Source organism: Streptomyces sp. NPDC001219, from assembly GCF_053597915.1.
Genome location: NZ_JBSFJF010000043.1, coordinates 27,385 through 39,894 on the forward strand (window position 1 = coordinate 27,385; position 12,510 = coordinate 39,894).

General features: G+C 72.0%; 9 protein-coding genes. 6 read left to right on the top strand and 3 right to left on the bottom strand.

The window, feature by feature from the left end; genetic code table 11:
- A complete protein-coding gene (locus ACWC9R_RS25030; RefSeq protein WP_450734677.1) occupies window positions 1-4,377 on the bottom strand; it encodes a hypothetical protein in 4,377 nt (1,458 codons plus the stop codon).
- Window positions 4,378-4,583: 206 nt separating this feature from the next.
- Between ACWC9R_RS25030 and ACWC9R_RS25035 the strand changes: the two genes are divergently transcribed.
- From ACWC9R_RS25035 to ACWC9R_RS25045, 3 genes are all read left to right on the top strand, one after another.
- The gene (locus ACWC9R_RS25035) at window positions 4,584-5,087 is read left to right on the top strand and encodes a hypothetical protein (protein ID WP_450734679.1); all 504 of its coding nucleotides are present in this window, start codon (window positions 4,584-4,586) and stop codon (window positions 5,085-5,087) included.
- A gap of 115 nt (window positions 5,088-5,202) precedes the next feature.
- Window positions 5,203-6,009: a class I SAM-dependent methyltransferase gene (locus ACWC9R_RS25040; RefSeq protein WP_450734741.1), complete on the top strand. Its 807-nt coding sequence runs from the start codon at window positions 5,203-5,205 to the stop codon at window positions 6,007-6,009.
- Window positions 6,010-6,342: 333 nt separating this feature from the next.
- Window positions 6,343-6,777: a hypothetical protein gene (locus ACWC9R_RS25045; protein ID WP_450734681.1), complete on the top strand. Its 435-nt coding sequence runs from the start codon at window positions 6,343-6,345 to the stop codon at window positions 6,775-6,777.
- A gap of 275 nt (window positions 6,778-7,052) precedes the next feature.
- On the opposite strand, the gene ACWC9R_RS25050 is transcribed toward ACWC9R_RS25045, so the two are convergent.
- On the bottom strand, window positions 7,053-8,114 hold the full coding sequence (locus ACWC9R_RS25050) for a YncE family protein (protein ID WP_450734682.1): 1,062 nt from the start codon (window positions 8,112-8,114) through the stop codon (window positions 7,053-7,055).
- A gap of 263 nt (window positions 8,115-8,377) precedes the next feature.
- On the opposite strand from ACWC9R_RS25050, the gene ACWC9R_RS25055 reads away from it, so the two are divergent.
- The 3 genes from ACWC9R_RS25055 (at window position 8,378) to ACWC9R_RS25065 (ending at window position 11,787) form a co-directional block, all read left to right on the top strand.
- Entirely contained in the window at window positions 8,378-10,081 is a 1,704-nt protein-coding gene (locus ACWC9R_RS25055; protein WP_450734684.1) for an amidohydrolase, read from the top strand.
- 46 nt (window positions 10,082-10,127) lie between these two features.
- Window positions 10,128-10,901: a LuxR C-terminal-related transcriptional regulator gene (locus ACWC9R_RS25060; protein WP_450734686.1), complete on the top strand. Its 774-nt coding sequence runs from the start codon at window positions 10,128-10,130 to the stop codon at window positions 10,899-10,901.
- Window positions 10,902-11,106: 205 nt separating this feature from the next.
- Complete coding sequence (locus tag ACWC9R_RS25065; protein WP_450734687.1) at window positions 11,107-11,787, top strand: class I SAM-dependent methyltransferase; 681 nt, start codon at window positions 11,107-11,109, stop codon at window positions 11,785-11,787.
- Window positions 11,788-11,915: 128 nt separating this feature from the next.
- On the opposite strand, the gene ACWC9R_RS25070 is transcribed toward ACWC9R_RS25065, so the two are convergent.
- The gene (locus ACWC9R_RS25070; protein WP_450734689.1) at window positions 11,916-12,314 is read right to left on the bottom strand and encodes a DUF6234 family protein; all 399 of its coding nucleotides are present in this window, start codon (window positions 12,312-12,314) and stop codon (window positions 11,916-11,918) included.
- Window positions 12,315-12,510 lie beyond the last annotated feature (196 nt).

Below are 12,510 nucleotides of genomic sequence, written 5' to 3' on the forward strand. Positions count from 1 at the left end.
TCAGGGGCAGGGGTGGGCGAGGGGCTTTCGGGAGGCGTGGTGGAGGAGGGCGGCGGGGGTGGTGTGGGAGCCGGGCAGGAGCCAGTGGGGGTCCTTGCCGGTCAGTGCGGCGAAGAGGCGTTGCCAGGCTTCGTTGTCGGTGCCCAGGAGCTTCCCGGCCAGTAGGGCGAGTTCGCTCGTGGCGTCCTGAACGGCGGCCCGGAGGGCGGCGGGGGCTTCCCGGCGGACGGAGGCTTCGGCGAGGTAGTGGAGCATGCGGTTGGCCGAGGCGCCACCGTGGATGATCTCCTTGCCGGAGATCAGACCCCGTTCGAGAAGGGCGTCGAGGACGGCGGCCCACTCGTCTCGCTGGAGCATAAGGTTCGGGATGATCCCGATGGCCGCACGGGCCCAGCTGGGGCCGCGGTCGGTCAGGGTGCGGTCGATGAAGCAGGACCAGTACTCGAAGGCGGCCGGGGTGAGTTCGTCCGGCGCGTCGGGCAGCCGGGCGATGGTGCCCCACACCTCCCGGCGGAACGCATCCTGTGCGTGCGCCCGGATCAGGACGTCCCAGTCGCGGGTGTAGGGGAGGTCCAGGATCTCCTTGTGTTCGTACTCCCCACAGGTGCGGAGCTTGGCGACGAGGCGCTCCGTGCTCAGTTCCTTGTCGAGGCGGGCGGTGAGGACCGCGTCCGGGTCCGGCGCGGACAGTGCCTTTGTGGCGACCTTGGCGGCACCCGCGCTGAGCAGGCCCCGCTCGATCAGCGAGCGGAGACGCTCGGCGCCGCCGTGGCGAAGCGTGTTGCGCGCGGCCAGGAGGTGGTCCGGGAGCGGAACGCGCTTGCCCCACGAGGTGAGCGCGTGCTCCACGAGTTCGGGGTCCGCCGCCTCGACCAGAACCCGGAGGTACTTCGCCGACCTCTTGTCGAAGTAGCTCCGCTCCAGCAGCCGTTCGCGGAGTTCCGGGGCGAGCGGGAGGAGGTCGTCCGGCCCGTCGGCGGTGCGGCCCTGGGGCCGGCGGGAGAGGATGATCCGGCGGATCTCGGCGGTCGAGGTGCTGCTGTGGACCTTCCCGTACAGCGTCGCGTTGATCGTGGGGTCGTCGACCGCCAGCAGACGCAGTTTCAGGTCCCGGTCGCGGGAGCTTCGTGCCAGGACGAGCAGCGCGGCGCGGTCGTCGTGGGTGAACAGATGGTCCAGGAGGGCGTCGGGCAGATACCTGCCGGCACAGGCGCGCTCGGTGAGGGTGAGCGTGGCCTGCGCGTCGAGCCGCGGCAGCACGGCCGCGAGGGCGTCGGTGCCCGCGTGCAGCAGGAGTCCGGCGCCCGCCCCGGTGAGCACCGTGGCGACCGCGTCCCCGCTGCCGTGGTCGAGCAGCTCGACGAAGGGCCGCTCCGCCCAGTCGGTGTCCATGGCGGCGAGTGCCCGCAGCCACCGTTCCGGGTCGGTGCCGAGCCGGTCGGCGACCAGCCGGCGCGCGGCACTCACCGTGGCCTCGGCCGGCACCTCGCGTATGAACCAGTGCTTCGGCAGCGGGGACATCTCGCGCGCGGGCGTCCGGGCGACCAACTCGCTGGGTGCCACGGCCCCCTGCCTGCAGGCCAAGAGAGCGGCCCGCCGCGGCCGTTCGGTGGACCTCTCGGTGAGGCGCCGGCGAGTGTCGGGGGAGGCGTGCCGGTCACAGGCCTCGTCGAGCCAGTCAGGATGGGACGGCCCGGGAAAGTCGGTCGTGGGCGTAGCGGCGAGGACGTCGAGCACAGCGGGGTCGGTGGGCACTGGCGCGCCCGCGACGAGCGTGCGGAGCAGGTGCGCCGAGGCGAGGGCCGCGCCCGGGTCGAGGTCCCTCTCCCGCTTGCGTTGCTCGCCGTGGGTGAGCGCGCCCACGGGTGCCGCGGCCGGTTCCGGGGCGTCGCCGGTCCGGGCGTACGCGTCGAGGCGGGCCAGCTCATCGGCATCGGGCCGGGGGCCGGCCACGCTCGCGGCCGTGGTGATCAGCTCGGCGAGTGAGCCGGTGAAGGTACCGACCAGGTTGAGCGCGATGACCCACGCTTCCGGGTGGCCGGCCAGATGCTCGGCTACGAGGTCGACGGCGTGCCGGCGTGCCCGGACGCCGACCTGGCCGAGGTGCGTGAGCGCCGCCGCGGCCGGCTGGGCGGTGTCGACGAGCCGTTCGGGCGCGAGCAGGCCCTGCCCGACGGTCTCGGCGAACCAGCGGTGCAGGTTGCTGCCGTACGGCGTGGCACGCAGATGAGCGAGCGGCTCGGCGCCGACGGCACCTGCAGGGCTGGTGAGGGCCTGGCGCGTCGCCTCGTCGACGTCCTCGTGGCGGAGCAGCTCCTGGATGGGCTCGGGCTCGAAGGTGTGCGCGTGGTGGGCGGCGATCAGACGCGGGAAGTCGTACACGTAGGGCTCGTGCACGATCTTCTGCATCAGCCGGCGGGTGGCGTTGCGTCCGCGCGGGGTGGCGAAGACCCGGGGCAGCGCTTCGGGGTCCTCGTAGGGCTCGCCCCCTTCCCGGAACCGGTCCAGGCCGTCGGGGTGCTCCAGGTCAGCGGTCGCCTTGGCGAGGACCGGCGGCAGGGTGGCGGGGGCCAGGTCCAGGAGCCGCCGCATGGCGTCCGGGCCACCACGCTCCCACACCCGGACCACGGAGAAGTGGCGCGCCTCGTCGCTAGCCCACCAACCCCAGGAGTGCAGGACCAGCGCGGGGTCACCACTGGTGATCAGCGGGCTGCGGTGGGATCGGTCCTGGGCGGCGAGGAGTTCGCTGCGCAGCTCGGCGTCGAGGGGGACGAGTCCGGTGCGGCCCGGGGTGCGGGGGACGCCGGAGGCGATCGCGCGGCGGAGGGAGAGCGTGGCCCGCTGGTTGCGGTACACGGCGGCGTTGACCGCCGGTTCGTCGCACTCGGTCAGTCGGCGCAGGTCACGGATGCCGAGGGCGACGTTGCCGCCGAGGGCGGCCCGTACGCGGGGGTCGGACGCCGCGAGCGCGGTGTCGAGGGCGTGCGGCGGCAGCGTGCCCTTGCCGAGCAGGGCGTGCAGCAGCTCATCGGGCAGGTGGGGGAGCAGCTCGCGCAGATCGTCGGCTTCGGCGGCGTACAGCAGGAACCGGTACGGCTTGGCCAGGGCGGGAGGCGTGACCGAGGGGCCGGGCTCGGGCACCGTGCCGTCGGCGATGCCGGCCAACAGGTCGGCGAGGGTGCCCTTGTACCGCGACAGCGAGGTGCGCAGGGTGGCCCAGCGTCGCGGATCGGCGCCGAGTCGGCGGTGGAGGAGCAGGCGCAGCGGTGCGGTGGGGCCGAGTTCGAGCAGAGCCTTGGCCGCCGTGCGTGCGGGGGCGACGGTGTCGAGGACGAGGGCGCTGAGGTCCGCGCGGTCGCCGGACGGGCCCAGACCGGCGGCGATCCGGAGGATCTCGGGATGGCCGGGCGTCCGGGCGGCGACGCGCAGCAGGGCCGGACAGAGTGGTGCGACCGCGGTGACCACCGCGGGGTCGGTGCGGTACAGGTCGGCGATCAGCCGCTCGGGACAGTCAGGATGGCCGGCGAGGGCGCGTACGGCCGGCTCCGGCAGCGGCGCCGCCTGATGGGCCGTCACGAGGGCGTCCCAGTCGACGGTACGGCGCCAGGCAGGTTCGGATTCGCCCGCGCGGAGTCCGGCTACCAGGCCCTCGGGCCCCTCGGCGGTCGCCACTGCGGCGCGCAGCCGGTCACGGCCGGTGTCGCCGTCGGTGTCGCCGTTGGTGTTGACGTCGACGTCGCCATCGGGGTCGAGCGCGCTGCGTGCGAGGTCGGCAACGGCGGGGTGCAGGGTGGCCGGGCCGGTTGCGGGGTCGAGCAGCGCGCGCAGCCGGTCGGGATATGCGAACAGCCCTAGCACGGCGCGCAGTTGCTCTGCGGTGGTCAGCGCGCGGCCGCAGGTGCGCAGGGCGTGCTCGGCCAGCTCGGGCGCTTCGCTCACCACGGCCGCGCCCACGAAGTGGGGGAGCGCCGGCGCTTCCTGGGTGGTGGCGCGGATACGGGTCAGCAGGGAGGCGAGAGCGCTGGGCTCGGCGTGCCGCCCGGGGGAGAGGATGAGACGGCGCATCCACGGGAGGGCCTCGGCGTGCTCGTACACGCAGTGATCGACGACCGGGTCGGGCCGTTCGAGCAACGCGGCCAGGTCGTCGACGGTGAGACTCTCGGCCCGGGCGAGGGCTCGCCGCACAAGCACGTCGGGGTCGCCGGCCGCCTTCGCGCGGGCCGTCGCGGTCAGGGGAACCCAGGTGAGGAAACGGGGCTCCGTTTCGCCCAGCCGACGGCGCACCCGCCCGGCATCGCCAGGGGCGGCCCCGGCGAGCAGCAGGGCGAGCAGGTGGGCGCCGTTCCGGTCGTAGCGGGTCACTGAGCCTGGTGTCACCGATCGTGTCCTTGCGTCTGTCGTGCGGCGTCTTCGCACGGTGGTCCGACGGGGACACCCCATCACACAGGCGTGAACGGCTCTCCTGGAGGGTTCGTCAGGGCTCGAATCCCCTCCGACGCCTGAAGAATTGAACGCCACGGCCACCGGTCGGGGGAGCTGTGGTCACGCCGGGGATTGTCAGTGCCGAGGGATACGCTCGCGGTATGTCCCAGCAGATACCCGTGACACGATCGTCCCTCCGTAAGGCGCACGCCATGTCGGTTCCGCGCCCCATGCCGGATGTCCCCGACCGCCTGTGGTCCGAGAGCGAATGGCAGCGAATCCAGCTCGGATACCGAGCCGCGAGCATGGACGAGAAGTGGAACATCTACGTGGAGGACGAGCACCTCTTCCTGCACCGCAGCTGGACCGGATTCCTGGCGTACGAGGCCGTGTTCACGAAGGTGGACGGCGGTGGGCGGCGCATCGCCTCCGCGCTCGTGGAATCGGACCCCGAGCGCTACCGCAGCGCCTCGGCGGACTATGACCGCATCACGCTTGAGCTGGTGATATCGGCCATCCTTCTCGGCGAGCGCGCGGACGAGCTCCGCACCCGCATGGCCACCGCCCTGCGCGCCGACACGGGTTCGACGGCCGCGGCAGTGGCACAGCACAGCGTCGTGGGCGTACGCACAGCGCAGACCGTTTCGCCGCCCCACCATCCCTAGCCTCTTCCTTCGGCCACCGGCCGCGAAGACCAGGACCCTGTGATCGATGCGTTAACGTCGGGCCATCCCGAGGAGCGAGGCTCTTCGGCGGCTCTGGGGGAGAGTGCTGATGACGGTGACAGCGTTCGACGAGTCCGAGCGTCGCGCGTGGGCTGCGCAGGCCGATGCCTATGCGGGCAGCTTCGCCAAGCTCTGCGAGTATCCGGTGCCCAGGCTGCTCGACGCCGCCGGGATCGAGGCGGGCATGCGCGTGCTCGACGTGGGGACGGGCACGGGCACCGCCGCGGCAGCCGCGGGTGAGCGGGGAGCGAACGTGGCGGCCGTGGACGCCGAACCCAGCATGACCGCTGTTGCCGCCCAGAACGCGCCAGCGGCCAGTGTGCACCTTGCCGCTCTGCCGCAGCTCCCCTTCGCGGACGACGAGTTCGACGCTGTGGTGGGCAACTTCGTCCTGAACCATGTCGGCCGCCCCCGGACAGCCCTGGAGGAGTTGTGCCGGGTCACGCGGCCGGGCGGCCGGATCGCCGTCACCATCTGGGCAGTCCCCGCAGCCGCCGGACAGACGCTGCTCGGACGAGCCGTCCAGGCAGCGGGCGTCAGCCGTCCGGCTCACCTGCCCGCGCTGGATGCCGAAGACGATTTCCCTCGCAACGAGCAGGGCCTCGCCGCGTTGCTGGAGGAGGCGGGCCTGAGGAGTGTCGTCTGCGAAACCCTGAGGTGGGACCACCGGACAACTCCCGAGGAGTGGTGGAGCGGCCCGGCCGCCGGCGTGGCAACGATCGGGCAGACGGTGCGGAGTCAGTCCCCCGAGGTGATCGACACCATCAAGGGACACTTCGACTCGCTGTGCACGGAGTTCGCCGACCGTGGCGGTGTGCTGGTGCTGCCGCACGCCGCGCTGATGGCGCATGGCCGAGCGTGACAGCGGACGGCTGCGTGTGAGACAAGACGGTCGAGCTTGAAGCGAGACGGCTGAGCGTGAGCCAAGGCTGCCGAAGGTCTGGCAGCGAGGCTCGCCCGTGGCCCGTGGCCCGTGGCCCGTCGCCCGCTCCCCCGCTCGCCCGCTCGTCGGCCGATGCCGACGCCGCTGCCGTCCATGCCGAACTGGGCCTGTAGGCCAGCCCGTTGGAGGGGCGGTCCCGTCTGTGCCGCAATGACCGGTTCTCGCCTGTCCGGGAACGGCCGCTACTGCGAGGCTCATGGCTCGCACCAGCACCCATGCCGCATAAATTCCCCTTTATAGGAAGGAACCCCCATGCGTACCAGACTCACCACGGCCGCCGTGGCGCTCACCGTCGCCCTGGGCGGCATCGCTCTCGCCCCTTCCGCCCAGGCCGCGGCGGCACACGGGCCTTCCGCCGCTCCGCATGCCAGTGCGGCGGCCGCCGACTTCAACGTGGGGGGCTTCTGGACCGTCTACCAGAGCAACTCGGCCAACGCGACGCTCGCCGTGACGCAGGACGCCCAGGGGAACCTCACCGGCATGGCCAGGACCGGAAGTTCGACGACGGGCACCATCGAGCAGGGCTTCGTGGACGGCAGCTCCATCTACTTCGTCATCGCCTGGAGTGACGGCGCGAGGGGCCGCTACATCGGCTCCCGTGGCGCCGACGGTCGCTTGAGCGGAGTCTCCACCGACCTGACACATCCCACCAGTCAGGCGACGTGGTACACGACCTGGACGTTCTGACCTGACCCCAGGCGGATGGTCCGGCGCCGCGATGGGCGCCGCTGCGGGCTTCGCCGGTTTCGTCGCTCCGATCGCGGAGGCGGGTACGCGGCAGATGTCCGCGAGGTGCAGTCCGGTCCGTCAGGCAGTCGGCCGCTGGAGCATCCGGAGGATCTCGTCGGCGAGGGCCGTCGGGGTCCTCCGGATGTGGCGGGCCCGGGGCCCGGCGGCCGGGCCCCGCCCGCGCTCGGGCGGGACCCGGTGCGGCTCCGGACCGGGCCGCGGCGGTGGAGGTGTCAGTGCCCGAGGGGGAAGCGGTGCAGGAGGTCCTGGCCCTCGGGGCCGGAGCCGGACTTGGCGGCCACGAACGCCGCGCCGTGGGCCACGTGGACGTGGTTGGTGTTGGCGCCGGTGTTCAGGGTGTCGACGACGGTGCCCTTGCGGGGGTCGACGACCGTGACGGTGGCCGTGGTGCGGTTGGCGACCAGGACCCGGCCCGAGCGCGGGTCGGTGGCCACGGACTTCGCGCCCGCCCCGGTCGGCACGGTCCTGGTGACGGCACCCTCACGAAGGTTGATCACCGAGACGGTGCCGGCGGCCTGGTCGGCGGAGTAGGCGGTGCGGCCGTCCTTGGACAGGGCGATCGAGAGCGGGCTGTCACCGGTCGGGATCAGGCGCGGGCTCTTGGCGTGCGGGGCGATCTCGATGATCCGGTCGTTGGCGAAGTCGGTGGCGTAGGCGGTGCCGGTCCGTTCGTCGACCGCCATGCCGGCGGGGCTCGATCCGGCGAGCGTGACCCGCCTCTTCTCCGTGTACGTGCGGGTGTCGAAGGCGATGACACTGCCGTCGGCGAAGCTGCTGGCCCAGGCCAGGTCGTGCTTCTCGTCGACGACGACCTCACGGGCATGGTGCACGCCGGGCAGGGTGGCCAGGCGCTTTCCGGTGCGCTGGCTGTAGACGCCCACGGAGTTGTCGCGGGTGTTCGTCGTCCAGACGGTGTTGTGCTCGTCGTCGACGGCAATTCCGTACACGGCCTCGACGGCGCCGGTCTCCGGGTTGGTGACCGGCGGTCTGTACGTCGCCTCGACCTTGAGGGTGTGTGGATCGAGCTTGACCAGGCTGGAGTTGGTGACCGGCGGTTCGCCCACGGAGGACGTGGCCCAGAGCACGTGGTTTCGCTCGGAGTACGCGGTCTGGTAGAGGCCCTTGGCGACCGGCGCGGAACTGGCAGCCGAGCCGCACGAGTTCCCCGAGTGCGCGTCCGCGGTCGCGGTTCCGGCCAGGGTGAGAGTGCTGCCGGCGGCGAGGCTCACGGCTAGCGCGGTCGTACGGCGTATGCGGTGGGCGAGTGCGGTCATATGGCGTCAATCTCCTTCACAGAGGGCCCCACGGAGGGGCCATGAGCCATTAACTTAGCTTAGCCTTGCCTAATTTTTTACCTTTCGGTGTGTGGTGGTCGCCCTATCCGTGCGGCCGCCGTACGGGATGCCACCGGGGCGGCGCGGGGGCAACGCGCGTATCGGTGGAATGACCGATGTGCGGGAGGTGGGGGCGCGGCCATAGTCCTCGCGAGATCGTTCGCGGGTGGCCGTAGTGCGCCCGGTTTCTGAAGGGAACTTCTGTGGACACGTATGCGGATCTGGTGCTTGTCGGTGGGCGGGTGGTCACGGTCGACGCGGAGTTCTCCGTCGCCTCGGCGCTGGCGGTGACCGGCCGGATCATTAGTGCCGTCGGTGGGCGGGACGACGTGGCGCCGCTCGTCGGTCCCGGCACCCGCGTCGTCGACCTCCGGGGGGCGACGCTGCTTCCCGGTATCAACGACTCCCATCTGCACGGATGCGCCTTCGGCATGACGACGCCGCCGCTCGCCCTCGCCCTCGGCCATCCCGCCGTCTCCTCCCTCGCGGAGGTGGCCGAGGCGGTGAGCGAGGCCGTCGGGCGGGTACCGGGCGGGCAGTGGATCACGGGACACGGCTGGGACACCGGCTACCTCGACGAGTGCGTCTCCGATCCGTCGCGGCTGCCCTCACGCCTCGACCTCGACGCCGTGAGTCCGGACCACCCCGTGGTGCTGTACTCCTTCTCCGGGCACGCCACCTGGGTCAACTCCAAGGCACTGGAACTCATCGGGATCGACCGGCACACCGTCGCGCCGCCCGGCGGGGCCGTCGTCGTGGACGAAGCCGGGGAGCCGACCGGGCTGCTCCACGAGGGGGCCCAGGCCCTCGTCCAGAACGCGCTGCCGCCGCTCAGCCGGCAGGAGAGGACCGACGCGATCAGGTCCACCCTCACCACGCTCGCCCGGCTCGGTGTGACCAGCTACACCGAGCCCGGACTGGGCCCCGGCGGCGACGGCATCATGCGCGGCGCGCTCGGCACGGAGACCCTCGACATCTACCGCCGGCTGCTGGCCGACGGCGAACTGACCGCCCGCCTCGGCGTCCTGCTCCTGCCCACCGGAATGGCGAGCACCGCCGAGGAGTTCGCCCACACCCTCCCCGCCCTCGGCGAGTCCGGCGACGCCGATCCGCGACGCCTCGCGATCCACGGAGTCAAGATCTTCGCCGACGGGATAGTCCCCAACAGGACGGCCTGGATGCACGAGCCGTACGTCGGTGGCGGCTGTGGCTCCCTGTGCGTCGGTGGTGCCACCGACGCCGAGCGGATCACGGAGATCGACGCCATGATCCGGCACGCCCACGCCGCCGGGCACCAGCTGGGCGTGCACGTCACCGGCGACCGGGCCATCGACACCGTCGCGGACGCCTTCGCCGCGGCCATGGCCGAGCACCCGCGGCCCGACGCCCGCCACTACGTCATCCACGGCGACTTCCTCACCGCGCACAGCATGAAGGTGCTCGCCGCGCACGGCTTCGGCGTCAACATGAACCCCACCATCAAGTGGACCGTCGCCGACATGGAGGAGGAGTTCGTGGGCGTCGGCAGGGCCGCCTACGCATGGCCCTACCGCGATGCCCTCGACGCCGGTGTGCGGGTCGCGAGCGGGTCCGACGCCCCCGTCACGCACCCGGACTGGCGCCAGGGCGTCGCCACCATGATGCTGCGCGAGTCGAAGGCCGCCGGCCGGGTCAGCGGCCCCGAGCAGCGCATCGGCCTGGCCGAGGCGATCCGTACGTACACGATCGACGCGGCCTGGCAGGACTTCGCCGACGACTGGAAAGGCTCGCTGGAACCGGGCAAGGTCGCCGACCTCTGCGTGCTCGACGGTGACCTGCTCACCACCGACCCCCACGACATCCCAAAGATGCCCGTCGTCCTCACCGTCATGGACGGTCAGGTCGTACACGACACCCTGCGCCGCTGACGCATTCCGGATTGACGTCTTCCGGGCGCATGATCATTCTTGGGGCGTGGCAGCGCAGCGAAGCACGACGGACATCCTGGACGCGGCCGTAAACGTCCGTGCGGCCGCCAGGAGGGCCACGACCGGCGCGACCGGCGTCGGTACGGTCCTGGCGGCGCTGTCGGAGGTGATGGAGTACGACCACGCCTCCCTGGCCCGCTGGGACCCGCTGCGCCGGCGCCACAGCACCCTGGCCGGGAGCTACCCGGACGATGCCACGGCCTATATCGAGACCCGCCTCCACCACGACCCGGTCTTTTCCGTGCTCCGCAGCCCGGCCCGAGGCGGTCTCTGGCTCAGGGACGTTCCCCGCCCGCTCCTGGCGGTGTCCCCGGGCTTCCAGGAGGTACTGCGTCCCCTCGGCATCGAGGACGGCGTGGTCCAGTGCCTGTTCGCCACCGACGGCCGGTACGTCGGCATGCTGAACGTCAGCACCCGCCGGCCACGACGCACCCCCGACCCGGCGCACGCCGTGGTCACCCTGCTCACCGAGGCCCTCGCCGCGGCCGTCGACCCCCGCTCGGGCCCACCGCCCAAGGAGAAAGCCGCAGTTGACCCCATCACGGACGTACGACCGACCGGCGGACTCTCGCCGCGCGAGCTCCAGGTACTGGCGGAACTGACCGCCGGCCGCACCAACCGGGAGATCGCCGAGCGGCTGCACATCACGCCGCGCACCGTGGGGACCCACATCGAGCACATCCTCGCCAAGCTCGACCTTCCCAACCGCGCGGCAGCCGCCGCCCGAGCCGCCGCCTGGGGAATCGCACCCTCCTGCTGACGCGAGCGCAACAAGGCACGGTGCTCTGGGAGGTGGGCGCGCCGTGCGGGACACGCCGTCTCCGCATCTGCTGGAGCGACTACAGGGGGAGGGGCTCGGACGGGGGCGACCGGGCTGCAGTTCTGTCACCGTCCAGGACGGCCACGCTTTGCCGGAACGGCAACAAAAGTGGCGGGACCGGGACGTGTCGGGCGACGGTTGGCCCATGACCGACAACATCGCAGCAGGTTCGCCCGCGTCCGACACCTCCTCAACTCTCGACGGATACGTCGGAGACCCCGCGGTGCGGGAGGAGTGGGACAACCGATACGCCGACCGACAACACCTGTGGAGCGGCCAGCCCAATGGTGCGCTCGTGGCCGAGGTCGCCGGGCTCGCACCCGGACGGGTTCTCGACGTCGGCTGTGGTGAGGGTGCGGACGCCGTCTGGCTCGCGCGCGGCGGTTGGGAGGTGACCGCGCTCGAGGTCTCGGGCGTGGCGCTGGAGCGTGCGGCCGGGCACGCGCGGGACGCTGCTGTCGCCGTTCGCTGGGTACACGCCGCACTCACCGAGGCCGCGCTTCCGCCGGCCTCCTTCGACCTGGTCTCCGCCCAGTACCCGGCCTTGCTGCGCACCCCCGACGCCGTGGCCGAGCGAGCACTGCTCGCGGCCGTCGCGCCCGGCGGCGTACTGCTGCTCGTCCACCACGCGGGGATGGACGAGCAGCAGGCGGCCGAAAGCGGCTTCGACCCGGCTGACTACGTCTGGCCCTCGACGGTCGCCGAACTACTCGACGACGACTGGGTGGTGGAGGTGGACGAGCAGCGACCGCGCGTGGCACCCGACGGCGGCGCCGGCGCGCACCATACCGACGACCTGGTGCTCCGCGTACGCCGACTGCGCTGAGCCCCTCCGCACGCAGCTGCCCCGACAACTGGCCGGCCTTGTGGGACTGACAGCAGCCTTGAGCGCGGACTGCGCGACGAGACAGCCCTGCGCGGACGGCTCACCCCCGGCTGGGCCGCGCAGCTGTCTCAGCAGTTCGCGCTATGGCGCACGCACCAGGGCGACGGGGGGTGGCTGATGTCCCACTGGTGCTGCGCGACCGCCAGCACCCCGCCGGCCAGGAGAGCTACCAGCAGGTGTGCGATCGCCGTCCAGCGGGCGCGGAAGACTCCCGCGAGAACTGCCAGAGCGAGTACGGCGACCAGCAGCACCCACACCCGACCGAGGTGTGCGAGCGCGGCCGCGTCGATCCGCGCTTGGTCGCCCTGCGCTGCCCATATCTTCAGGCCGAGGCCGAACATCCAGTCCACCACGAGCCACGTGGTTTCCAGGAGGAGAAGCGGGATCGCGAGGGCCAGGTCCACGCCCAGGCGCGTTCGGTGCGACCAGGGGCGCCGGCGTCGCGGCGCTGGAAGGGCATCCGTCATGGCATCAGGGTGCCGAGCGAGGTGGTGAAGCGCATGAGTAGGCGTACTCACTGCTCCGGCATGGCCGCAGGGGGCCCAGAGCAACTGCACGAGGTTCGGCTCCGGGCGGCCACCGGGCTTGCGCCCCGTTTCTGTGGCGCGTGGACGGCCTCGTACCGGATGATGCGGTGCTGCTCCGCGTCGCAAGGAAGGTACT

Excerpts from the sequence above, each read along its gene's own strand:
- ACWC9R_RS25035 (WP_450734679.1), top strand. The coding sequence starts at position 4,584 with ATGTCCCAGCAGATACCCGTGACACGATCGTCCCTCCGTAAGGCGCAC.
- ACWC9R_RS25065 (WP_450734687.1), top strand. The coding sequence starts at position 11,107 with ATGACCGACAACATCGCAGCAGGTTCGCCCGCGTCCGACACCTCCTCA.
- ACWC9R_RS25050 (WP_450734682.1), bottom strand. The coding sequence starts at position 8,114 with ATGACCGCACTCGCCCACCGCATACGCCGTACGACCGCGCTAGCCGTG.
- ACWC9R_RS25045 (WP_450734681.1), top strand. The coding sequence starts at position 6,343 with ATGCGTACCAGACTCACCACGGCCGCCGTGGCGCTCACCGTCGCCCTG.
- ACWC9R_RS25070 (WP_450734689.1), bottom strand. The coding sequence starts at position 12,314 with ATGACGGATGCCCTTCCAGCGCCGCGACGCCGGCGCCCCTGGTCGCAC.